The 22,599-nt window shown below is 60.9% G+C and carries 19 protein-coding genes; 7 read left to right on the forward strand and 12 right to left on the reverse strand.

Annotated elements, in window-relative coordinates:
• Positions 1-3: 3 nt before the first annotated feature.
• Positions 4-924: a LysR substrate-binding domain-containing protein gene (locus AC1DVE_RS00985; RefSeq protein WP_477783663.1), complete on the reverse strand. Its 921-nt coding sequence runs from the start codon at positions 922-924 to the stop codon at positions 4-6.
• 157 nt (positions 925-1,081) lie between these two features.
• Between AC1DVE_RS00985 and AC1DVE_RS00990 the strand changes: the two genes are divergently transcribed.
• Positions 1,082-2,479, forward strand: a complete 1,398-nt coding sequence (locus tag AC1DVE_RS00990; RefSeq protein WP_477783664.1) for a NorM family multidrug efflux MATE transporter — start codon at positions 1,082-1,084, stop codon at positions 2,477-2,479.
• A 61-nt stretch (positions 2,480-2,540) separates the two neighbouring features.
• Here the strand turns inward: AC1DVE_RS00990 and AC1DVE_RS00995 are convergent, their stop codons facing one another.
• Positions 2,541-4,214 carry a putative bifunctional diguanylate cyclase/phosphodiesterase gene (locus AC1DVE_RS00995; protein WP_223455336.1) on the reverse strand — a complete coding sequence of 558 codons (1,674 nt, stop codon included), beginning with the start codon at positions 4,212-4,214 and terminating at the stop codon, positions 2,541-2,543.
• 264 nt (positions 4,215-4,478) lie between these two features.
• Between AC1DVE_RS00995 and rep the strand changes: the two genes are divergently transcribed.
• Both rep and AC1DVE_RS01005 read left to right on the forward strand, forming a co-directional pair.
• A complete protein-coding gene (gene rep / locus AC1DVE_RS01000; protein WP_477783665.1) occupies positions 4,479-6,488 on the forward strand; it encodes a DNA helicase Rep in 2,010 nt (669 codons plus the stop codon).
• 56 nt (positions 6,489-6,544) lie between these two features.
• Positions 6,545-7,117, forward strand: a complete 573-nt coding sequence (locus AC1DVE_RS01005; RefSeq protein ID WP_046038985.1) for a xanthine phosphoribosyltransferase — start codon at positions 6,545-6,547, stop codon at positions 7,115-7,117.
• 129 nt (positions 7,118-7,246) lie between these two features.
• On the opposite strand, the gene AC1DVE_RS01010 is transcribed toward AC1DVE_RS01005, so the two are convergent.
• The 6 genes from AC1DVE_RS01010 to dadA form a co-directional block, all read right to left on the reverse strand.
• Positions 7,247-9,169, reverse strand: a complete 1,923-nt coding sequence (locus AC1DVE_RS01010; protein WP_477783666.1) for an acetyl-CoA hydrolase/transferase C-terminal domain-containing protein — start codon at positions 9,167-9,169, stop codon at positions 7,247-7,249.
• Positions 9,170-9,306: 137 nt separating this feature from the next.
• Positions 9,307-9,729 (reverse strand): c-type cytochrome, encoded by a 423-nt coding sequence (locus AC1DVE_RS01015; protein WP_223455498.1) that lies wholly within the window; start codon positions 9,727-9,729, stop codon positions 9,307-9,309.
• A 182-nt stretch (positions 9,730-9,911) separates the two neighbouring features.
• Positions 9,912-10,460 carry a cupin domain-containing protein gene (locus tag AC1DVE_RS01020; protein ID WP_008023455.1) on the reverse strand — a complete coding sequence of 183 codons (549 nt, stop codon included), beginning with the start codon at positions 10,458-10,460 and terminating at the stop codon, positions 9,912-9,914.
• 127 nt (positions 10,461-10,587) lie between these two features.
• Positions 10,588-11,661 (reverse strand): alanine racemase, encoded by a 1,074-nt coding sequence (gene alr / locus AC1DVE_RS01025; protein WP_477783667.1) that lies wholly within the window; start codon positions 11,659-11,661, stop codon positions 10,588-10,590.
• A gap of 99 nt (positions 11,662-11,760) precedes the next feature.
• Positions 11,761-12,114 carry a RidA family protein gene (locus AC1DVE_RS01030; protein WP_223455331.1) on the reverse strand — a complete coding sequence of 118 codons (354 nt, stop codon included), beginning with the start codon at positions 12,112-12,114 and terminating at the stop codon, positions 11,761-11,763.
• The gene (dadA, locus tag AC1DVE_RS01035; RefSeq protein WP_223455329.1) at positions 12,086-13,390 is read right to left on the reverse strand and encodes a D-amino acid dehydrogenase; all 1,305 of its coding nucleotides are present in this window, start codon (positions 13,388-13,390) and stop codon (positions 12,086-12,088) included. The genes AC1DVE_RS01030 and dadA overlap by 29 nt, the downstream gene beginning before the upstream one ends.
• A 157-nt stretch (positions 13,391-13,547) precedes the next feature.
• Between dadA and AC1DVE_RS01040 the strand changes: the two genes are divergently transcribed.
• Positions 13,548-14,036, forward strand: coding sequence for an Lrp/AsnC ligand binding domain-containing protein (locus tag AC1DVE_RS01040; protein ID WP_007975155.1), 489 nt, complete (start codon positions 13,548-13,550; stop codon positions 14,034-14,036).
• A gap of 100 nt (positions 14,037-14,136) precedes the next feature.
• Here AC1DVE_RS01040 and AC1DVE_RS01045 read toward each other — a convergent pair whose 3' ends face one another.
• Entirely contained in the window at positions 14,137-14,490 is a 354-nt protein-coding gene (locus AC1DVE_RS01045) for a YkgJ family cysteine cluster protein (RefSeq protein ID WP_223455327.1), read from the reverse strand.
• A gap of 147 nt (positions 14,491-14,637) precedes the next feature.
• Between AC1DVE_RS01045 and AC1DVE_RS01050 the strand changes: the two genes are divergently transcribed.
• Positions 14,638-15,945: an NAD(P)/FAD-dependent oxidoreductase gene (locus AC1DVE_RS01050; RefSeq protein WP_477783668.1), complete on the forward strand. Its 1,308-nt coding sequence runs from the start codon at positions 14,638-14,640 to the stop codon at positions 15,943-15,945.
• Between the two features lie 144 nt (positions 15,946-16,089).
• Here AC1DVE_RS01050 and AC1DVE_RS01055 read toward each other — a convergent pair whose 3' ends face one another.
• The gene (locus tag AC1DVE_RS01055) at positions 16,090-16,335 is read right to left on the reverse strand and encodes a DUF1127 domain-containing protein (protein WP_223511485.1); all 246 of its coding nucleotides are present in this window, start codon (positions 16,333-16,335) and stop codon (positions 16,090-16,092) included.
• A gap of 179 nt (positions 16,336-16,514) precedes the next feature.
• On the opposite strand from AC1DVE_RS01055, the gene AC1DVE_RS01060 reads away from it, so the two are divergent.
• A complete protein-coding gene (locus tag AC1DVE_RS01060) occupies positions 16,515-17,948 on the forward strand; it encodes an aminotransferase-like domain-containing protein (protein ID WP_223455322.1) in 1,434 nt (477 codons plus the stop codon).
• Between the two features lie 60 nt (positions 17,949-18,008).
• The gene (locus tag AC1DVE_RS01065; RefSeq protein WP_223455320.1) at positions 18,009-19,583 is read left to right on the forward strand and encodes a phospholipase D family protein; all 1,575 of its coding nucleotides are present in this window, start codon (positions 18,009-18,011) and stop codon (positions 19,581-19,583) included.
• Positions 19,584-19,709: 126 nt separating this feature from the next.
• Here AC1DVE_RS01065 and AC1DVE_RS01070 read toward each other — a convergent pair whose 3' ends face one another.
• A complete protein-coding gene (locus AC1DVE_RS01070) occupies positions 19,710-20,855 on the reverse strand; it encodes an MFS transporter (protein WP_223455318.1) in 1,146 nt (381 codons plus the stop codon).
• 193 nt (positions 20,856-21,048) lie between these two features.
• Positions 21,049-22,542 carry an aldehyde dehydrogenase gene (locus tag AC1DVE_RS01075; RefSeq protein WP_223532314.1) on the reverse strand — a complete coding sequence of 498 codons (1,494 nt, stop codon included), beginning with the start codon at positions 22,540-22,542 and terminating at the stop codon, positions 21,049-21,051.
• Positions 22,543-22,599 lie beyond the last annotated feature (57 nt).

Genomic DNA, 22,599 nt, shown 5'->3' on the forward strand with positions numbered 1-22,599 from the left:
GATTCAGCTCAAGTGCTCAACCGCCGGCAAATCCATCGCCCGAACCTCACCCAAAAGAAAATCGCTGAGGCGGCGCAAACGTTCACCTCCGGGGCGGGTTTTCGGCCAGACCAGGTAATAATTCTCGCCGCTGGCGACTGCCGTCGGCCACGGCAAACTCAGACGGCCCTGCGCAACATCCTCCGCCACCATCAACAAATCGCCCATGGACACGCCGTAGCCTCGGGCGGCGGCGATCATGCCCAGCTCCAAGGTGTCGAACACCTGGCCGCCCTTGAGCGAAACCTGATCGGTCAGGCCCATGCGTTCCAGCCAACTGCGCCAGTCACGACGATCGGGCGTTGGGTGCAGCAGCTCGGTGCTGGCCAGGCGCGCGACGTCCCACGGCTGGTCGTTCAAAAGATTCGGCGCGCCCACGGGAATCAGCTCCTCCGGGAATAACAACGTCGCTTCCCAGTCCAGAGGGAAATGCCCGTTGCTGAGAATCACGGCGCAATCGAACGGCTCCTGATTGAAGTCCACCGAGTCGATGTCCATCCAGGCGCTGGTCAGTTGTACTTCATTACCCGGTTGCAGGTGGCGAAAACGGCTGAGCCGCGCCAGCAGCCAGCGCATGGTCAACGTCGACGGGGCCTTCATGCGCAGGATGTCGTCTTCGGCGCGCAAGGTATTGCAGGCGCGCTCCAGGGCGGTGAACCCGTCACGAATACCCGGCAGGATCAACCGAGCCGACTCGGTCAGTTGCAGATTGCGCCCGCTGCGGTGAAACAACCGACAGGCAAAATGCTCTTCGAGCGTGCGAATGTGTCGGCTGACGGCACTCTGAGTGATCGACAGCTCCTCGGCGGCGCGGGTAAACGAGCTATGCCGCGCCGCCGCTTCAAATGCGCGCAAGGCATATAAGGGAGGAAGACGACGAGACATGAGGAAAGCTCCTATAGCGCAATCCGGCTACCGTAGCAGAAACCCCCAACATGAGTCTGACTCATACTACCCATCCTTTTTATCCCTTTGTGCAAACCCCGTGAAGCGCCGAGAATCGACGCTTTCCTGTTCTCTTTGATAATCGAGCGTGATGATCATGCAGCATCCAGCACGTACTGAACTCTGGGCCATCCTGCGGCTGGCGGGGCCGCTGATTGCCTCGCAGTTGGCGCACATGCTGATGGTCCTCACCGACACTCTGATGATGGCGCGCCTGAGTCCCGAGGCACTGGCCGGTGGCGGGCTCGGTGCGGCGACCTATTCGTTCGTGTCGATTTTCTGCATCGGTGTGATCGCGGCGGTAGGTACGCTGGTGGCGATCCGTCAGGGGGCCGGCGATATTGTCGGGGCTACCCGGCTGACCCAGGCCGGGTTGTGGCTGGCATGGCTGATGGCGCTGGTCGCCGGTTTGCTGCTGTGGAACCTCAAACCGGTGCTGCTGCTGTTCGGCCAGACCGAAAGCAACGTCAATGCAGCCGGGCAGTTCTTGATCTTCCTGCCGTTCGCCCTACCCGGCTACCTGAGCTTCATGGCCCTGCGCGGGTTCACCAGCGCCATTGGCCGTGCGACGCCGGTGATGGTCATCAGCCTCGGCGGTACGGTCGCCAACTTCTTGCTCAACTATGCGCTGATTACCGGGATGTTCGGCCTGCCGAAACTGGGGCTGACGGGCATCGGGCTGGTCACGGCGATTGTCGCCAACCTGATGGCACTTGCGCTGGCGTGGCACATTCGTCGGCATCCGGCTTATGAGGCCTATCCGCTGCGCCAGGGCCTGTCGCGGCTGAACCGCCAGTACCTGAAGGAGCTGTGGCGCCTGGGCCTGCCGATTGGCGGTACCTACGCGGTGGAAGTCGGGCTGTTTGCCTTCGCCGCGCTGTGCATGGGCACCATGGGCAGTACGCAACTGGGCGCACACCAGATCGCCCTGCAAATCGTCTCGGTGGCGTTCATGGTCCCGGCGGGTATTTCCTACGCGATCACCATGCGCATCGGCCAACACTACGGCGCCGGGCAACTGCTGGATGCGCGGCAGGCCGGGCGGGTCGGTATTGCGTTCGGGGCAGCGGCGATGCTGTGTTTCGCCATGGTTTTCTGGCTATTGCCAAACCAGTTGGTCGGCCTGTTTCTCGACCACAACGACCCGGCGTTTCGCGATGTCATCAACCTTGCCGTGAGCCTGCTGGCGGTGGCGGCGTGGTTCGAGCTGTTCGACGGCGTGCAAACCATTGCCATGGGCTGCATTCGCGGACTCAAGGATGCCAAGACCACTTTCCTCGTCGGCCTGGGTTGCTATTGGCTGATTGGCGCACCGGCAGCGTGGTGGATGGCGTTCCATCTGGACTGGGGGCCAACGGGTGTCTGGTGGGGGCTGGCGCTGGGGCTGGCGTGTGCGGCGGTGAGCCTGACGCTGGGATTTGAGTGGAAGATGAAGCGGATGCTTCGGCGGGAGCCTTCGGCAGAGAATGGTTTCCAGATGGCTCAGCCAGACTGAAGTCCCTGTGGGAGCGAGCCTGCTCGCTCCCACATGGGCTCGTGGTGGTTTCCAGAACCGGTCAGTTCACGACTTCCAGCACCGGCTGCTGACTGGAGCCAAACGTCAGATACTCCACCAACTCGGCCAGCGGCAATGGCATGCTGATCAAATATCCCTGCACCTGATCGCATTCAAACCCACGCAGCAGATCCAGTTGCTCCGGCGTTTCCACGCCTTCTGCGACTACCTCAAGGTTGAGGTTGTGCGCCAGGTTGATCATCGCGTGGACCAGTTTGCGGTTTTCCTCACGCTGTTCCATGCCGCCGACAAAGCTCTTGTCGATCTTCAGCAAGGTGATCGGCAGGCTGTTGAGGTGTACGAACGACGAGAACCCGGTGCCGAAGTCGTCGAGGGAGAAGCGCACTCCGAGGCGCCCGAGGGCGTCCATGGTCTGCTTGACCAGATCGCTGCGGCGCATCACGGCGGTTTCGGTCAGCTCGAACTCCAGCCACTGCGCCTCGACACCGCGCTCGGCAATCAGGCGACTCAGGGTCGACAGCAACTGGCTGTCCTGGAACTGTCGGAACGACAGGTTGATCGCCATGTGCAACGGCGGCAATCCGAGTTGAAGCAATGCCTGCATGTCGCGCAAGGCCCGGGAAATCACCCAGTAACCCAGCGGAACAATCAGGCCGCTTTGCTCAGCCAGCGGCACGAATTCGCTCGGTGACAGCAAGCCGCGCTCGGCATGCCGCCAGCGCACCAAAGCTTCGAGACCGACGATCTGCCCGTCTTCGAGGTTCAGGCGTGGCTGGTAGTGCAATTCCAGCTCATCGCGACGCAGTGCCCGACGCAGCTCGGTTTCGAGGTCGGCGATGCTGCGGGCATTGCGATTGATGCGTTCGTTGAAAATGTGAAAGGTACAACCCTGGGTGCTTTTGGCCTGCTGCATGGCGATGTGTGCATGCCACATCAGCGGATCCGCACCAGTCTGGGCCCGGGCGTAGGCGATGCCCAGGCTGGAACCGATCAGCAGGCTTTCGCCATCGACCCAATAAGGCTCGGCCAGCGCTTCGCTGATGCGCTCGGCCATCCACTCTGCACGCTGGGGAGCGCGACGGGTGTCGATCAGCAGAGCGAATTCATCACTGCCCAGGCGCGCCAGTTGATCGCCGGCCTCAAGCTGGCTCTTGAGCCGCGCCACCACTTGCAAGATCAGGCGGTCACCGGCCTGATGGCCGAGGGCATCGTTGGCGTAACGGAAATTGTCGAGGTCGAGATGACCGAGGGCCAGGCCACGACCGCCGTTTTCCGCCAGACGCGCCGTCAGCAGGGTCTGGAAGCCCTGGCGGTTGGCGATGCCGGTCAGCGGATCTTGCTCGGCCAGGCGTTGCAGGGTGTTTTCCAGGACGCCCCGCTCGCGCACGTGGCGCAGGCAACGGCGCAACATGCCGGAATCGAGCAGATCGCGCACCAGCCAGTCACTCACACCGTCGGGCGGGGTCAGCGGCTCATGGTCGAGCAGCAACACCGTCGGCAGGCTGCAACGGCCCGGCGCCGGTTGAAGTTGCGGGATGGTCAATAACACCGCGCTGCGGTTGTCATCGAACAGGCTGCTGACCGACTCCCAACTCGGCGCGCTGATGAGAACGGCCGAGCTCCCCATAGGAACCAGACACTCGCGCAACAACGCTGCCCACGCTGGCTCTTCAGCCAGTAGCAGCAAACGCAAGGGTTCGACAGGCGTAGACAAGCTAGCTCCCTAGACTCTGCAAAAATGTAGGCGACGGGCATTATGCCGTTCCGATGACCAATGACAATGACATCAGTTGGCAAAACGAGCCCTTTGTATCCGGAATTACGAACATTAGCCGCAATTTCGTTGCGCATCCTGCGTGAAAGTAACAAAACCGGCGATTACAGATAGCGTGGTACGTCACAAGTCGGACAGAGCAGCACAATTCGCTGAGCCTGTTAAAATGCCGGCCCATTTTGTGACTGACTCCTGAATTTACCTATGTCCCGACTCAATCCCCGGCAGCAAGAAGCCGTGAGCTACGTCGGCGGCCCTCTTTTGGTGCTCGCCGGTGCAGGCTCCGGCAAGACCAGCGTGATCACGCGCAAAATCGCGCACCTGATCCAGAACTGCGGCATTCGCGCCCAGTACATTGTCGCCATGACCTTTACCAACAAGGCCGCCCGCGAAATGAAGGAACGGGTCGGCACCCTGCTGCGTGCCGGTGAAGGTCGCGGGCTGACGGTCTGCACGTTCCACAACCTGGGCCTGAACATCATCCGCAAAGAGCACGTGCGGCTGGGTTACAAGCCGGGCTTCTCGATCTTCGACGAGACCGACGTCAAGGCCTTGATGACCGACATCATGCAGAAGGAATACTCGGGCGACGACGGCGTCGACGAGATCAAGAACATGATCGGCGCCTGGAAAAACGACCTGATCCTGCCGGCCCAGGCCCTGGAAAGCGCGCGCAACCCCAAGGAGCAGACCGCCGCCATCGTCTACACCCACTATCAACGCACGCTCAAGGCGTTCAACGCGGTGGACTTCGACGACCTGATCCTGCTGCCGGTGAAGCTGTTCGAAGAGCACGCCGACATCCTGGAAAAGTGGCAGAACAAGGTGCGTTACCTGCTGGTCGACGAATACCAGGACACCAACGCCAGCCAATACCTGCTGGTGAAAATGCTCATTGGTAAGCGCAACCAGTTCACCGTGGTGGGCGACGACGACCAGTCGATCTACGCCTGGCGCGGCGCTCGCCCGGAAAACCTGATGCTGCTCAAGGACGACTACCCCTCCTTGAAAGTGGTGATGCTGGAGCAGAACTACCGCTCCACCAGCCGCATCCTGCGCTGCGCCAACGTGCTGATTTCGAACAACCCCCACGAATTCGAAAAGCAGCTGTGGAGTGAAATGGGCCACGGTGACGAGATCCGCGTCATTCGTTGCCGCAACGAGGATGCCGAAGCCGAGCGCGTGGCCATGGAAATTCTCAGCCTGCACCTGCGCACCGACCGCCCGTACAGCGATTTCGCGATCCTGTATCGCGGCAACTACCAGGCCAAGCTGATCGAACTGAAGTTGCAGCATCACCAGGTGCCGTATCGCCTGTCCGGCGGCAACAGCTTTTTCGGGCGTCAGGAAGTAAAAGACCTGATGGCCTACTTCCGCCTGATCGTGAACCCGGACGACGACAACGCGTTCCTGCGGGTGATCAACGTGCCGCGCCGCGAGATCGGCTCGACCACGCTGGAGAAGCTGGGCAACTATGCGACCGAGCGCAAGATCTCGATGTACGCCGCCACCGACGAGATGGGTTTGGGCGAGCATCTGGACAGCCGTTTCACCGATCGCCTGTCGCGCTTCAAGCGTTTCATGGACCGAGTGCGCGAGCAGTGCGCCGGCGAAGACCCGATCTCGGCCCTGCGCAGCATGGTCATGGACATCGACTACGAAAACTGGCTGCGCACCAACAGCTCCAGCGACAAGGCCGCCGACTACCGCATGGGTAACGTCTGGTTCCTGATCGAGGCGCTGAAGAACACCCTGGAGAAAGACGAAGAAGGCGAGATGACCGTCGAGGACGCCATCGGCAAACTCGTCCTGCGCGACATGCTCGAGCGCCAGCAGGAAGAGGAAGACGGCGCCGAAGGCGTGCAGATGATGACCTTGCATGCGTCCAAGGGCCTGGAATTCCCCTACGTGTTCATCATGGGCATGGAAGAGGAAATCCTCCCGCACCGTTCCAGCATCGAAGCCGACACCATCGAAGAAGAACGTCGCCTGGCCTACGTGGGCATCACCCGCGCGCGCCAGACCCTGGCCTTCACCTTCGCCGCCAAGCGCAAGCAGTACGGCGAGATCATCGATTGCGCGCCGAGCCGCTTCCTCGATGAGTTGCCGCCGGACGACCTGGCCTGGGAAGGCAACGACGACACACCGACCGAAGTCAAAGCCGTGCGCGGCAACAACGCATTGGCGGATATACGCGCGATGTTAAAGCGCTAGAATTGACCACTTTTATATGACCTTCGGCGCACAAGGCGCCAGTAGAGGAAAGCTTCATGGAAGCACTGCACAAGAAAATTCGCGAAGAAGGCATCGTGCTTTCCGACCAGGTCCTGAAAGTCGACGCTTTTCTGAACCACCAGATCGACCCGGCCCTGATGAAGCTGATCGGCGACGAATTCGCCACGCTGTTCAAGGATTCGGGCATCACCAAGATCGTCACCATCGAAGCCTCGGGCATCGCCCCGGCGATCATGACTGGCCTGAACCTGGGTGTGCCGGTGATTTTCGCCCGCAAGCACCAGTCCCTGACCCTGACCGAAAACCTGCTGTCGGCGACCGTGTACTCGTTCACCAAGCAGACCGAAAGCACCGTGGCCATCTCCCCGCGCCACCTGACCAGCAGCGACCGCGTGCTGATCATCGATGACTTCCTGGCCAACGGTAAGGCGTCCCAGGCACTGATTTCGATCATCAAGCAGGCCGGCGCCACCGTGGCGGGCCTGGGCATCGTGATCGAGAAGTCGTTCCAGGGCGGCCGTGCGGAACTGGATTCGCAGGGTTATCGCGTAGAGTCGTTGGCCCGCGTGAAGTCGCTGGCCGATGGTGTCGTGACCTTTATCGAATAAGCCGCCACACCGCAAAACCAGTGTGGGAGCGGGCTTGCTTGCGAATGCTGTGTATCAGTCAAAGCATATGTCGACTGACACTACGTATTCGCGAGCAAGCCCGCTCCCACATTCGTTATGTGCTGGCTGTTATTGCGCAGTGGCCTTGAGGCCTGTGAGCAGCAGGCGCTGATACAAATCTTCCTTCATCCCCTCCGGGCTGGCCAGTTGCATGCGCTCCAGATGCTCCGGAAACAACGCAGGCTCCGGCGCATCCAGCGCTGCCTTGCCCAACTCCAGCACCTCGCTCAGCTTGAACTTGCTCTTGAGCCAGTTCAGCGCCCGCAACAGATCGCACTCGACCTCGGTGAAATCACATCCCAGCGGATACTCTGGAAACAGCTGCGGATGCCGCGCCTGAACCGCCTGCAAACGCTGCGGACTGTTATCGGTAAAGCGCGGATCGAGGCGGAAGCCCTTGGGTAGTTTGCCGACTTTCTGCGCCTGTTCGATCAATCCCGGTTGAAAACGCGAGTCGCTGATATTGAGCAAGGCCTCGATCACTGCCGCATCGGTTTTGCCGCGAAGATCGGCGATGCCGTATTCGCTGACCACGATGTCCCGCAAGTGTCGGGGAATCGTGCAGTGACCATACTCCCAGACGATGTTCGAGCTGACGTCGCCGCCGGACTCGCGCCAGCTGCGCAGTAGCAACACCGAGCGCGCGCCTTGTAGCGCATGGCCCTGCACCACGAAGTTGTATTGCCCGCCAACACCGCTGAGCACACGTCCGTCTTCGAGCTGATCCGCCACCGCGGCACCGAGCAAGGTCACGGTGAACGCGGTGTTGATGAACCGCGCATCCAGGCGCTGCAAGCGCTTGAGTTCTTCCTGGCCGTAGAGCTCGTTGATGTAGCTGATGCGGGTCATGTTGAATGCAAGCCGCTTGCTTTGCGGCAACTCGCGCAAGCGCTCGTAGTAGCTGCGCGGACCGAGGAAGAATCCGCCGTGCACCGAGATGCCATCGGTTTGCGCAGTCTCGTCGAGGGTGCCGGCATTCGCCTGCTGCTGGGTAGCCACGTCGGGATAAACCTTGCGCCGCACGATCCCGGCATCCGCTAGCACCAGCAAGCCGTTGACGAACATTTCGCTGCAGCCATACAGGCCTTTGGCGAAGGGTTCGATGCCGCCTTCGCGCTCGATCAGTTGCGCCCAGTGGCTGAGGTTTACGTCTGCCAGCAAAGCCCTGTATCCGTCGTTGTCGGCTTGCCGCGCCAGCAGCGCCGCCGTCAACGCATCGCCCATGGAGCCGATGCCGATCTGCAAGGTGCCGCCGTCACGCACCAAGGTACTGGCGTGCAGGCCGATGAAATGGTCCTGACACCCCACCGGCATGTTCGGCGTGGAAAACAGCGTGGTGTTGTCCTTCTCATCGATCAGCAGGTCAAAGGTGTCGATGCCGAGTTCCGCATCGCCGGGCATGTAAGGCAGATCGTTGTGCACCTGGCCGACCATCAGGATGGTTTCTCCGGCGGCGCGGCGCTTGGCGATCATCGGCAGCAGGTCGAGGGTGATGTCCGGGTTGCAGCTCAGGCTCAAGCGGTCGGGATGCTCGGCATGGCTGGCCACAAGTTGCGCCACCAGATTCAACCCGGCGGCATTGATGTCCCGCGCCGCATGGCTGTAATTGCTGCTGACGTAATCCTGTTGCGCCGTGGCACTGTTGAGCAGGCTACCGGGCTGCATGAAAAACTGCTGGATGTGGATATTGCCCGGCAGACCATCGCGGCGCAGGTCGGCGAGAAACTCCAGCTCCGGATAATCGCCGAACACCCGTTCGATAAAGGGTTCGAGAAAACGCTTTTGCAAACCATCGCCCAAGGGCGGGCGCCCCAGGCACAACGCGGTGTAGATCGTCAGCCGTCGCTCGGGCGACTGTGCGATTCGTCGATACAGCGCATTGACGAAGTGGTTGGGTTTGCCCAGGCCCAGGGGCAGACCCATGTGAATGTGGACCGGCAACCGCGCCAGTACGTCATCGACCGCTTGCTCGATAGAACACAGCTGCACCATCGGATCCTCCCTCACGTTCCATGAATTGGGGTTGGACCGAGCTTGCCGGGTCTTTGCTGCAATGAACAGCCATCAGGGTCAAATCACAGGCACAAAAAAGCCGCTCGAAAGCGGCTTTTTAGCAGCAAGACTCAGGCTTATTTCAAGCCGGACATCTTCTGGATAGCGCCTTTGAGTTCGGCGTCTGCACAATCGGCACAGGTGCCTTTTGGCGGCATCGAGTTGATGCCGGAGATCGCCTTGGCGAGCAGGCCGTCAACACCACCTTCTTTCTTGGCGCGCTCGCCCCAAGCGGCGGCATCACCGATTTTCGGCGCGCCCAACAGGCCTGAACCGTGGCAAGCGTTGCAATGTTTTGCAATCACTTCATCCGGGGTTTTTGCACCGCCACCGCCGCCAGCGGCAGTGGCCACTTCCATCCCTTTGCACTCTTTACCCTGAACACAAACCTGGCCGACTGGCTCAAGGCGTTTAGCGATATCGTCGTTGGTCGCAGCTTGAGCGCTGACACTGACAGCCCAAAGGGCCAATACGGTTGCTGGTGCAGCCAGCATTTTCATAATTAGGTTCACGCGTTCACCCTCAATGGTGGCTAGTCACGCCTACGGCCACGGTTCGCAGGCGGGCGCAAGTATAGCGGTAAGCCCGTCGCACTGAAACAACCCCAAAGTCGCAAGGGTCTTAGGCCGCGACGGAAAAACAGCCTGGGCGCCTCTACGATGCTGGCAGGACGCCTCTTTTCTTAGAAATTCGCCGGTGTGGCTGCGCTGATTAGTCGCGCCGGCACATCGAACGGATTACGGAAACGGTGTGGCTTGGTACTTTCAAAGTAGTAGCTATCGCCGGCTTCGAGGACAAAAGTTTCGAGTCCGACCACCAGTTCCAGTTTTCCTTCGACCAGGATGCCGGTTTCCTCGCCCTCATGGGTGAGCATCTCGTCACCGGTGTCGGCGCCTGGCGGATAGATTTCATTGAGGAATGCGATGGCCCGGCTCGGGTGCGCCCGACCGACCAGTTTCATGGTCACGGCGCCATCGGAAATATCGATCAGCTCGTTGGCCTTGTAGACGATCTGAGTCGGTTTTTCCTGCAGGATTTCTTCGGAAAAGAACTCGACCATGGACATGGGAATCCCGCCCAACACCTTGCGCAGCGAACTGATCGAAGGGCTCACGCTGTTCTTTTCGATCATCGAAATCGTGCTGTTGGTGACCCCCGCCCGTTTGGCGAGCTCACGCTGGGAAAGGCCTTTGAGCCTACGGATGGATTGCAGTCGTTCACCGACGTCCAAAGCTTGCGCCTCCAGGATTCAGATTGTTGGAATAGTGAGCGTTATCATGGCGACAGCGTTCAGTATTTACAACACTTTGACCTGAATCCTGCTCAGCGAGGCGACTTCCGGTCTGGAGCCCTGCGCACTAAGCCCCGGAATAGAGCAGTGGCACTCGGCGCAGGTTGCAGAAAATCTGATAAGGAATCGTGCCGGCAGCCATGGCCACATCACTGGCGAGGATGTTTTTACCCCACAATTCGACGGTCGAACCGAGGCCGGCCTGCGGTACGTCGGTCAGGTCGATGCAGAGCATGTCCATCGATACCCGGCCGATCAATTGGCTGCGCTGCCCGGCAACCAGCACTGGTGTGCCGGTCGGTGCCAGACGCGGGTAGCCGTCGGCGTAACCCATGGCCACGACGCCAATGCGCATCGGTTTAGGGGTGATGAATTTGGCGCCGTAACCGACGGGCTCGCCAGCCGGCAACTCGCGCACACTGATCACTTTCGATTCCAGGGTCATGACCGGCTGCAGCCGCGATGCGACTTCGTTGGCTTCTTCGAAGGGCGTGGCGCCATAGAGCATGATGCCTGGGCGCACCCAATCGCTCGGAATCTGCGGCCAACCGAGCACCGCCGGCGAGTTGCGCAGGCTGACCTCGGCGGACAAGCCCTTGCGCGCCGCTTCAAATACCGCCACCTGATCGGCACTGGCCTGCTCGTGCAGTTCATCGGCACGCGCAAAGTGGCTCATCAGCACCACTTTCGCGACTTTGCCGCTGGCCAACAGCCGTTGATAAGCAACCTGATAGTCCGCTGGATGCAGCCCCACGCGGTGCATGCCCGAATCGAGCTTCAGCCACACGGTGATCGGCTTGCTCAACGCCGCTTTCTCGATGGCTTCGAGCTGCCACAGTGAATGCACCACGCACCAGAAATCATGCTCGACAATCAGCGCCAGCTCATCGGTTTCAAAAAAACCTTCCAGCAGCAGGATCGGCGCACGAATGCCCGCCGCCCGCAGCTCCAACGCCTCTTCGATGCAAGCCACGGCAAACCCGTCCGCCTCGGCTTCCAGCGCCTGAGCGCAACGCACCGCGCCATGGCCATAGGCATCGGCCTTGATCACCGCGAGGGCTTTGGCCCCCGTGAGCTCACGGGCGACTCGGTAGTTGTTGCGCAGGGCTTGAAGGTCGATCAGGGCACGGGCAGGACGCATGGCGGCAGACTTCTGGTCGGGTTATCGGGAAGAAAAACCGGCGCTGGCTGACGGCGTGAACCACCAACAGCACCGGGAGAGGGATCTTTTCTGACAGGCTTATGGCAGAGCGGCTACAACCGACAGCTCGACCAGGATTTCCGGTTCGCACAGTTTCGATTCGACTGTGGCGCGGGCCGGGGCGACGCCTTTTGGCAGCCACTGGTCCCACACCGCGTTCATGCCTTCGAAATGCGCGTCGATGTCTTTCAGGTAAATCGTCACCGACAGCAAATTATTTTTGTCGGTGCCGGCCAGATCGAGCAACCGCTCGATGTTGGCGAGGGTTTCACGGGTCTGCTGTTCAATCCCGGCGTTCATGTCATCGCCGACCTGTCCGGCAAGGTAAACCGTGCCGTTATGGGTGACGATCTGACTCATGCGCTCATTGGTGAGCTGGCGCTGGACTGACATGCTTTGCAGGCTCCTGGGTTTTGTTGCCATAACGGGAAATATCGAGGCCTTCGGCGCTGATCTGCGGCTTTTTCTTCGCCATCAAGTCTGCCAGCAAGCGACCGGAGCCACAGGCCATGGTCCAGCCGAGCGTGCCGTGACCGGTGTTCAGGAACAGGTTCTTGAACGGGGTGGCGCCAACGATCGGGGTGCCGTCGGGAGTGGTCGGACGCAGGCCGGTCCAGAAATCGGCCTGGGCCAGATCGCCGCCCTGAGGATAAAGGTCGTTGACGATCATCTCCAGGGTTTCGCGGCGACGCGGGTTCAGCGACAGGTCAAAACCGGCGATCTCGGCCATGCCGCCAACGCGGATGCGGTTGTCGAAACGGGTAATCGCGACCTTGTAGGTCTCGTCGAGAATGGTCGAAGTCGGAGCCATCGCCGGATTGGTGATCGGAACGGTCAGGGAGTAGCCCTTGAGCGGGTACACCGGCGCCTTGATCCCCAGCGGCTTGAGCAGTTGCGGCGAGTAGCTGCCGAGGGCCAGCACGTAGCGGTCGGCGGTTTCCAGCTTGCCGTCGATCCACACGCCGTTGATGCGGTCACCGGCGAAGTCGAGGCGCTGAATGTCCTGGTCAAAACGGAATTGCACACCGAGGTTCGCGGCCATCTCGGCGAGCTTGGTGGTGAACATCTGGCAGTCGCCAGTCTGGTCGTTCGGCAGGCGCAGGGCACCGGCAAGGATGTCCGTGACGCTGGCCAGCGCCGGCTCAACGCGGGCAATGCCGTCGCGGTCGAGCAGCTCGAACGGCACACCGGACTCTTTCAGCACGGCGATGTCTTTCGCGGCGCCATCAAGTTGAGCCTGGGTGCGGAACAGTTGGGTTGTACCAAGGCTGCGGCCTTCATAGGCAATGCCGGTTTCGGCACGCAGTTCGTCAAGGCAGTCACGGCTGTACTCGGACAGACGGACCATGCGCTCCTTGTTCACCGCGTAACGGCTGGCGGTGCAGTTGCGCAGCATCTGTGCCATCCACAGGTACTGGTCGATGTCGGCCGTGGCCTTGATCGCCAGGGGCGCGTGGCGCTGCAACAGCCACTTGATGGCCTTGAGCGGCACACCCGGCGCGGCCCACGGCGAGGCATAACCCGGCGAGACCTGCCCGGCGTTGGCGAAACTGGTCTCCATGGCAGCGGCCGGCTGCCGGTCCACAACCACCACTTCAAACCCGGCACGGGCCAGATAATAAGCACTGGTGGTACCGATGACGCCGCTACCCAAGACCATGACGCGCATTTTCATATCCCTCATCGCGGCTAACCGCTGACGTTTGTTATTCAGAGCTTCAGATGCGCGCAGTGTAAAAAAGATTTGCCAGTGCTTTTCACTATATAAGCGCCTATATTTGGCGACAATTCTCGGTAAAAACCCTTTTCACGGAGGCGCATCCCCTATGCGTACCAACACTCAGACCAAACGTGAGCTGGACAAGATCGACCGCAACATCCTGCGGATCCTGCAAGCGGACGGGCGGATTTCCTTTACGGAGCTTGGGGAAAAGGTCGGGCTCTCGACCACGCCCTGTACTGAGCGGGTCCGGCGTCTGGAGCGCGAAGGGATCATCATGGGCTACAACGCCAGGCTCAATCCGCAGCACCTGAAGGGTAGTCTGCTGGTGTTCGTCGAGATCAGCCTGGACTACAAATCCGGAGATACTTTCGAAGAGTTCCGACGTGCGGTGCTGAAATTGCCCCACGTGCTGGAGTGTCATCTGGTGTCAGGGGATTTCGACTACCTGGTGAAGGCGCGGATTTCCGAGATGGCTTCGTACCGCAAGTTGCTGGGCGACATCCTGCTCAAGCTGCCTCATGTACGGGAATCCAAGAGCTATATCGTGATGGAAGAGGTGAAAGAGAGCCTGACATTGCCGATTCCGGATTGAAGATGGCAGCGCGCCTTTCGCGAGCAGGCTCGCTCCCACAGGTACGGCGGTGTCCTTGGGGGAGCGAGCCTGCTCGCGAATGCAGGCGACTCGGTCTCTCTTAAACCAGCACCTGTCGGTTCGAAGCCATGTACTCGAACACCTGCTTCTCCACCCGTGGATGAATCAGCTCAACCGGCCCGCGCCCATTGGGGCACGGCAAGGTCTTGGTGGTGCCGAACAACCGGCAGATCAGCGGCCGCTCTTCATACACCGTGCAACCATTCGGCCCCAGATGCACACAGTTGAGTTCTTCCATGGCGGCATCCTGCTCGGCGCGGGTCTTGCGCGGCAGACGCGACATTTCTTCGGGCGAGGTGGTCACCGGCCCGCAGCAGTCATGGCAGCCGGGCACGCACTCGAACGAGGGAATCTGTTGTCGCAATGTGCGGATTGTCTGGCTGTTGCAGCTCATTGCAGCGATGACCAATAGCGGAATAGAGCGCGATTCTGACGCAAAAGCCCCGATCCAGACAGCACCAACCGACCAATGTTGCCCGTCCGGGAAGGTCCGGCTTATGCTCCGTCAAGCTTTCCAAACGCAAGAATCAGGAACACGCACATGAATGCCCGTGCTCAACAGCCTGCCCTGAACCACGCCGCGTCCTACTACGCCGCCAGCAGCCTGCCGCAGCCCGAACTTCCGACGCTCAAAGGCGAAGTGCTAACGGATGTCTGCGTGGTGGGCGGAGGGTTCTCGGGGTTGAACACGGCGCTTGAGCTGGCCGAACGCGGCCTCAGCGTGGTGTTGCTCGAAGCCCATAAAATCGGCTGGGGCGCCAGTGGACGCAATGGCGGGCAGCTGATTCGCGGCGTCGGCCACGGCCTCGATCAGTTCACCAACGTCATCGGTGTCGATGGTGTACGGCAAATGAAACTCATGGGCCTGGAAGCCGTGGAAATCGTCCGGCAACGGGTCGAGCGCTTCCAGATCCCCTGCGACCTGACCTGGGGTTACTGCGACCTCGCCAACAAGCCCCGTGACCTTGAAGGCTTCGCCGAGGATGCCGAAGAACTGCGCAACCTCGGCTACCGCTACGAGACCCGTTTGCTGCAAGCCAATGAGATGCACACCGTGGTCGGCTCCACGCGTTACGTCGGTGGCCTGATCGACATGGGCTCGGGGCACCTGCATCCACTGAACCTGGCCTTGGGCGAAGCCGCAGCGGCACAACGACTAGGGGTCCAGTTGTTCGAGCACTCGGCCGTGACCCGCATCGACTATGGCCCCGAGGTCAAGGTCCATACCGCCGATGGCTCGGTGCGCGCCAAGACCCTGGTGCTGGGTTGCAATGCCTACCTCAATAACCTCAACCCGGAACTCAGCGGTAAAGTCCTGCCCGCCGGCAGCTACATCATCGCCACCGAACCGTTGAGCGAAGAACTGGCTCACACCCTGCTGCCGCAGAACATGGCGGTCTGTGACCAGCGGGTGGCGCTGGATTACTACCGGCTCTCGGCGGACCGGCGCCTGCTATTTGGCGGCGCCTGCCATTACTCGGGCCGCGACCCGAAAGACATCGCCGCGTACATGCGCCCGAAAATGCTCGAGGTTTTCCCGCAGCTGAGCGCAGTGAAAATCGATTACCAATGGGGCGGCATGATCGGCATCTGCGCCAACCGCCTGCCGCAGATCGGGCGACTCAAGGACCAGCCGAACGTGTACTACGCCCAGGCCTATTCCGGTCATGGCGTGAATGCCACGCACCTGGCCGGCAAGCTGCTGGCCGAAGCCATCAGCGGGCAGCACAGTGGTGGTTTTGATTTGTTCGCCAGGGTGCCGCACATCACTTTCCCCGGCGGCAGGCATTTGCGCTCGCCGTTGCTGGCGTTGGGGATGTTGTGGCATCGGCTTAAAGAGTTGGTCTGAAGGATTGTTGGTGTCAGCTCTGACGCCTTCGCGGGCAAGCCCGCTCCCACAGTTGATCCGTGTCGAACACAAAATCTGTGTTCACTGAAGATCTAATGTGGGAGCGGGCTTGCTCGCGAATGGGCCTAAAAATCACCATGGATTTCAGATCCGCCAGAAAGGCTTCAGCCCCTCCTCCCGCGCCTGCTCCCGCGTCAGCCCGATATCCTTGAGCTGGTCGGCCGTCAGCGCCAGCAAGGCCTTGCGCGTGTGCAGGCGACGCCAGAACAGATCCCAGCGACTCAGGCCGGACGACGCGTTGCCCATAGACGCATGGCGTGCGTTGTCCGTTTGCCCTGCCGCCAGCTCCTGGCTGTGTAACGTCAGCCGCACATCGCTCAAACCGTTCATCTTGGATGCTCCTGTTTACTTGGGTAGCCAGAGGTTCCATGATGCGCGGGCGCACAAAAGCATTACAGATTCAAAACACCTGTATTAACTCCATACAGTTTTGCCGATTCCGCCACTGAATCCCGATTTTTCGTTCGATCTGTACTGGTTAACCGAATCACCCCTATCGAGGCTGCACCATGACCCTTTACGTCAACCTCGCCGAGTTGCTCGGCACACGTATCGAACAGGGCTTCTATCGCCCCGGTGACCGGCTGCCCTCGGTACGGGCGCTGAGCGTCGAGCACGGTGTCAGCCTGAGCACGGTGCAGCAGGCCTATCGGGTGCTGGAAGACAGCGGGCTGGCCATGCCACGGCCCAAGTCCGGGTACTTCGTACCGGCCAGTCGCGAGCTGCCGGATTTGCCGGCAGTCGGCCGCCCGGCCCAACGGCCGGTGGACATTTCCCAATGGGATCAAGTGCTGGAATTGATTCGCGCCGTGCCGCGCAAAGACGTGGTGCAACTGGGCCGCGGCATGCCGGACATCACCAGCCCGACGATGAAACCGCTGCTGCGTGACCTGGCGCGAATCAGCCGGCGGCAGGACATGCCCGGTCTGTATTACGACAACATCCACGGCAACCTCGAACTGCGCGAACAAATTGCTCGCCTGATGCTCGATTCCGGCTGCCAGCTGAGCGCCAGCGAACTGGTGGTCACCACTGGATGCCATGAAGCGCTGTCCACCAGCATTCGCGCGATCTGCGAGCCCGGCGACATTGTCGCGGTGGACTCGCCAAGCTTTCACGGTGCGATGCAGACCCTCAAGGGCTTGGGCATGAAGGCCCTGGAAATCCCCACCGATCCGCTGACCGGGATCAGTCTCGAAGCGCTGGAACTGGCCCTGGAGCAATGGCCGATCAAGGTCATACAGTTGACCCCCAACTGCAACAACCCGTTGGGCTACATCATGCCGGAATCGCGCAAACGCGCGTTGTTGACGCTTGCGCAGCGCTATGACGTGGCGATTATCGAGGACGATGTGTATGGCGAACTGGCCTACACCTATCCACGCCCGCGCACGATCAAGTCCTTCGACGAGGACGGTCGCGTCCTGTTGTGCAGCTCGTTTTCCAAGACCCTGGCGCCGGGCCTGCGCATCGGCTGGGTCGCGCCCGGCCGCTATCTGGAACGGGTGCTGCACATGAAATACATCAGCACCGGATCCACGGCGCCACAACCGCAGATTGCCATCGCCGAATTTCTCAAGGGCGGCCATTTCGAGCCGCATTTGCGGCGGATGCGCACGCAATACCAGCGTAATCGCGACATGATGATCGACTGGGTGACCCGCTATTTCCCGGCCGGCACCCGCGCGAGTCGCCCACAAGGCAGCTTCATGCTGTGGGTCGAACTACCGGAAGGTTTCGACACCCTGAAACTGAATCGTGCATTGCACGACCAAGGCGTACAGATTGCCGTGGGCAGTATTTTTTCCGCCTCCGGCAAGTACCGCAATTGCCTGCGCATGAACTACGCTGCCAAGCCAACACCGCAGATCGAAGACGCGGTGCGCAAGGTCGGTGCGACAGCGATCAAACTGCTGGCGGAAACCGATCAGCTCAGCGACTGACTTTTATTCGGGGATCAGCGTCCATATGCCTATCTGCGCCGCCAAACGGAACGATCCTGCGTGAGAGTCAGACAGCCCCTGCTTGCTCTTCTGCTACTCGCCGCGTTCCTGGGCGGTTGCGCCAGCCTCGACGTACAGCGTATGCCGAGCCAGGCGCTACCGGCTGCAGACTCCGCATTCGGTCGCTCGGTCCAGGCGCAGGCCGCACCTTACAAGGGACAATCGGGCTTTCGCCTGCTATCGGACAGCACCGAGGCCTTCACCGCCCGCGCCGAACTGATCCGCAATGCCCAAAGCAGCCTCGACTTGCAGTACTACATCGTGCACGACGGCATCAGCACGCGCATGTTAATCGAGGAGTTGCTCAAGGCCGCCGACCGGGGCGTGCGGGTGCGGGTGCTGCTCGACGACACCGCCAGCGACGGCCTGGACCGGGTCATTGCCACCCTCGCCGCGCATCCGAACATCCAGATCCGCGTGTTCAACCCGCTGAACCTGGGCCGCAGTACGGGGGTGACGCGCACTGTGGGCCGGCTGTTCAATCTGTCGCAACAGCATCGACGCATGCATAACAAGTTGTGGCTGGCGGACAACAGCATGGCCATCGTCGGCGGGCGTAATCTGGGGGACGAGTATTACGATGCCAAGCCCAACATGAATTTCACCGACATCGACATGCTCAGTGTCGGCCCGGTCGCCGAGCAACTCGGGCACAGTTTCGACCAGTACTGGAACAGCGCCCTGAGCAAGCCGATCGACGAATTCCTGTCGAGCAAACCCACACCCCTGGACCTGGAAAACACCCGCGTCCGACTGAAAGAGTCCCTGACGGAAACGCGCAAACAGAATCACGCGCTCTACAAACACTTGATGACCTTTACTACCCACCCACGCCTGGACATCTGGCGCCGCGAGCTGATCTGGGCCTGGAACCAGGCATTGTGGGATGCTCCGAGCAAGGTACTGGCCAAGGGCGAGCCCGATTCGCAGTTGCTGCTAACTACGCAACTCGCACCTGAACTCAATAACGTCAGCAAAGAGCTGATCATGATCTCGGCCTACTTTGTGCCCGGCCAGCCGGGGCTGGTATACCTGACCGGGCGCGCCGATGCCGGCGTCTCCGTGAGCTTGCTGACCAATTCACTGGAAGCCACGGACGTTCCCGCCGTACACGGTGGCTACGCGCCCTATCGCAGGGCGCTGCTGGAGCACGGCGTGAAGCTCTACGAATTGCGTAGCCAACCCGGCGAGGGAGGCGGCAGTGGTAGCGGGCCGCATCTGTTTTCCAGCAGCGCCTATCACAGCTCTGACTCCAGCCTGCACAGCAAGGCGATGATCTTCGACCAGCAGAAGTCCTTTATCGGCTCGTTCAATTTCGATCCGCGCTCGGTGCTGTGGAACACCGAAGTCGGCGTGCTGGTGGACAGTCCGGAATTGGCCGCACGGGTCCGCGAACTCGCGCTGCAGGGTATGGCACCGGCCCTGAGTTATCAGGTGGAGCTGGAAAACGATCAGATCGTCTGGACCACCGAAGACGACGGAAAAATGCACACCCTGACCAAGGAGCCAGGGAGTTGGTGGCGGCGTTTCAATGCCTGGCTGAGCAATACGGTGGGCCTGGAGAAGATGTTGTAGCCAGCCGATGATTCATTGTGGCGAGGGAGCTTGCTCCCGCTGGGCTGCGAAGCGGCCCCAAAGATTCTGTGGGCGCTGCGCACCCAAGCGGGAGCAAGCTCCCTCGCCACAGCTTGTTGTTGTTCTTCAGGCTGGTTCTGCAGCCGCACCAAACGCCCCTTGCCGCGACACCACAATCAACACACCCAAGGCCCCCACCGCCATCAGTAACGGCAACGCATGGCCGTTGATCCACTGGCTGCCGGCACCCGCCAGCAGCGGCCCGACCAGACAACCAATCCCCCACAGTTGGGCGATGTGCGCGTTAGCCCGCACCAGCGCATCGTCGCGATAACGCTCGCCGATCAGGATCAACGACAAGGTGAACAACCCGCCAGCGCTGGCGCCGAACAGCACCCACAAGGGCCAGATCAGCAGCGTGTCGATCAGCAGCGGGATTGCCAGGCTCGACATCAGCAGGACTACCGCACAACCGGTGAACAACGCGCGTCGCGACAAGCGATCGGCCAACGCACCGATCGGCAATTGCAGCACCGCATCGCCGACCACCACCGTACTGACCATCGCCAGGGCGATCTCCGTGGTGAAGCCCTGGCGCAGGCAGTAGATCGGCAACAACGTCAGAATCATCGCCTCGAACGCGGCGAACAACGACACCGCCCAGGCAATCGCCGGCAAGCCACGACAGAAAACAAGCAGATCACTCAAGGTCACGCTGCTGGCCTCGCTGCTCGGCGCACCACTGCGTCCCAACAGCAAGAACGGTGCAGCCATCAGCAAACCGACACCCACCCAAAAGCCATAGTCGTGCTCGGTACCGAGGAAGCCCAGCAACACCGGCCCTGCCAGCTGACTCAATGCGTAGCTGCTGCCATACAGCGCCACCAGCCGTCCGCGCCATTGCTCGACCACCAGTTGATTGATCCAGCTTTCACCGATGATGAATACAAGGGTCAGGATCACCCCGATCATCAGCCGCAAGACCAACCAGACCGGATAACTCGGCAACAGCGCCAGCAAACCGATCGAAACCGCCCCGGCCCACAGGCACAGGCGCATCAGATTGGCCGTGCCGAATCGCGCCGCCAGATGGCTGGAGATTTTCGCCCCCAACAGGACACCGATGGCCGGCATCGCCGCCATCACGCCAATGGCAAACGAGCCGTATCCCCAGCTCTCCAAGCGAAACGACACCAGCGGCATGCTGACACCCAGGGCCAGGCCAACACTCAGGACAGATGCCAAAACGGCGAAATACGTCGCCCAACGCATGTTCCACGCTCCTGTGGATAATTATTGTTCATACAGACGGCACAAAACACTGTGGGAGCGGGCTTGCTCGCGAAGAGGTCATCACATCCAACATCAACGTTGGCTGATACACCGCCTTCGCGAGCAAGCCCGCTCCCACAAGGGATCTGTGTCGTTCGGGAGGCCTGCTCTACAACAGGCCTCCCTTAACGGCTTACAACTTGATCCAGGTCGCCTTCAGCTCGGTGTATTTGTCGAACGCGTGCAAGGACTTGTCACGACCGTTACCGGACTGCTTGAAGCCACCGAACGGTGCGGTCATGTCGCCGCCATCGTACTGGTTGACCCATACGCTACCGGCACGCAGTGCGCGGGCAGTGAGGTGGGCCTTGGAGATGTCGGCCGTCCAGACTGCTGCGGCCAGCCCGTACGGTGTGTCGTTGGCGATCGCGATGGCTTCTTCGGCGCTGTCGAATTCGATGACCGACAGTACCGGGCCGAAGATTTCTTCCTGGGCGATTTTCATCGCGTTGCTCACACCGTCGAAAATCGTCGGTTCAACGTAAGTGCCGCCAGTTTCCTGGAGCGTACGCTTGCCACCGGCAACCAGCTTGGCGCCGTCGGCATGACCGGACTCGATGTAGGACAGCACGGTATTCATCTGTTGGGTATCGACCAGCGCGCCAACGTTGGTCGCCGGGTCCAGCGGATTGCCCGGCTTCCAGGTTTTTAGCGCCTCGATCACCAACGGCAGGAATTTGTCCTTGATCGAACGCTCCACCAGCAGGCGCGAACCGGCAGTGCAGACTTCGCCCTGGTTGAAGGCAATGGCGCCAGCTGCGGCTTCGGCTGCATCCTGCAGGTTCGGTGCATCGGCAAACACGATGTTCGGGCTCTTGCCACCCGCTTCGAGCCAGACACGCTTCATGTTCGACTCGCCGGAGTAGATCAACAGCTGCTTGGCGATCTTGGTCGAACCGGTGAACACCAGGGTGTCGACGTCGTTGTGCAGGGCCAGGGCCTTGCCGACGGTGTGACCATAACCCGGCAGCACGTTCAGCACGCCTTTCGGGATGCCGGCTTCGACAGCCAGTTCAGCGATGCGGATGGCGGTCAGCGGGGATTTTTCGGACGGTTTGAGGATCACCGAGTTACCGGTGGACAGCGCAGGACCGAGTTTCCAGCACGCCATCATCAGCGGGAAGTTCCACGGCACGATGGCGCCAACCACGCCCACTGGCTCGCGAGTCACCAGGCCCAGCTGATCATGCGGGGTGGCCGCTACTTCGTCGTAGATCTTGTCGATGGCTTCGCCGCTCCAGCTCAGGGCTTGCGCCGCGCCGGGAACGTCGATGTACAGGGAATCGCTGATCGGCTTGCCCATGTCCAGGGTTTCAAGCAGGGCCAGCTCTTCGGCGTGCTGCTTGAGCAGGCCGGCGAAACGGATCATGGTGGATTTGCGCTTGGTCGGCGCCAGGCGCGACCAGGCACCGGAATTGAAAGTGGCGCGAGCGTTTTCCACGGCGCGCTGGGCATCGGCGGCGTCACAGCTGGCAATCTTGCCCAGCAGACGGCCATCGACCGGACTGATGCACTCGAAGGTCTCGCCGGAAACGGCGTCGGTGTATTCGCCATTGATATAGGCGCGGCCTTCGATTTTCAGGTCGCGGGCACGTTGTTCCCAGTCGGCACGGGTCAGGGTGGTCATGCGAGTGTCCTCCTCTTATTGATACGACACCCGCGTTCTTCGCGGGCGCTGTCAGGA

Source organism: Pseudomonas sp. P4_B4 (assembly GCF_056402255.1).

Bases quoted from the DNA above. Each gene is read 5' to 3' on its own strand.
- AC1DVE_RS00985 (WP_477783663.1), bottom strand. From the start codon at position 924: ATGTCTCGTCGTCTTCCTCCCTTATATGCCTTGCGCGCATTTGAAGCG.
- AC1DVE_RS00990 (WP_477783664.1), top strand. From the start codon at position 1,082: ATGCAGCATCCAGCACGTACTGAACTCTGGGCCATCCTGCGGCTGGCG.
- rep (WP_477783665.1), top strand. From the start codon at position 4,479: ATGTCCCGACTCAATCCCCGGCAGCAAGAAGCCGTGAGCTACGTCGGC.
- AC1DVE_RS01005 (WP_046038985.1), top strand. From the start codon at position 6,545: ATGGAAGCACTGCACAAGAAAATTCGCGAAGAAGGCATCGTGCTTTCC.
- AC1DVE_RS01010 (WP_477783666.1), bottom strand. From the start codon at position 9,169: ATGGTGCAGCTGTGTTCTATCGAGCAAGCGGTCGATGACGTACTGGCG.
- AC1DVE_RS01015 (WP_223455498.1), bottom strand. From the start codon at position 9,729: ATGAAAATGCTGGCTGCACCAGCAACCGTATTGGCCCTTTGGGCTGTC.
- alr (WP_477783667.1), bottom strand. From the start codon at position 11,661: ATGCGTCCTGCCCGTGCCCTGATCGACCTTCAAGCCCTGCGCAACAAC.
- AC1DVE_RS01030 (WP_223455331.1), bottom strand. From the start codon at position 12,114: ATGTCAGTCCAGCGCCAGCTCACCAATGAGCGCATGAGTCAGATCGTC.
- dadA (WP_223455329.1), bottom strand. From the start codon at position 13,390: ATGCGCGTCATGGTCTTGGGTAGCGGCGTCATCGGTACCACCAGTGCT.
- AC1DVE_RS01040 (WP_007975155.1), top strand. From the start codon at position 13,548: ATGCGTACCAACACTCAGACCAAACGTGAGCTGGACAAGATCGACCGC.
- AC1DVE_RS01045 (WP_223455327.1), bottom strand. From the start codon at position 14,490: ATGAGCTGCAACAGCCAGACAATCCGCACATTGCGACAACAGATTCCC.
- AC1DVE_RS01050 (WP_477783668.1), top strand. From the start codon at position 14,638: ATGAATGCCCGTGCTCAACAGCCTGCCCTGAACCACGCCGCGTCCTAC.
- AC1DVE_RS01055 (WP_223511485.1), bottom strand. From the start codon at position 16,335: ATGAACGGTTTGAGCGATGTGCGGCTGACGTTACACAGCCAGGAGCTG.
- AC1DVE_RS01060 (WP_223455322.1), top strand. From the start codon at position 16,515: ATGACCCTTTACGTCAACCTCGCCGAGTTGCTCGGCACACGTATCGAA.
- AC1DVE_RS01070 (WP_223455318.1), bottom strand. From the start codon at position 20,855: ATGCGTTGGGCGACGTATTTCGCCGTTTTGGCATCTGTCCTGAGTGTT.
- AC1DVE_RS01075 (WP_223532314.1), bottom strand. From the start codon at position 22,542: ATGACCACCCTGACCCGTGCCGACTGGGAACAACGTGCCCGCGACCTG.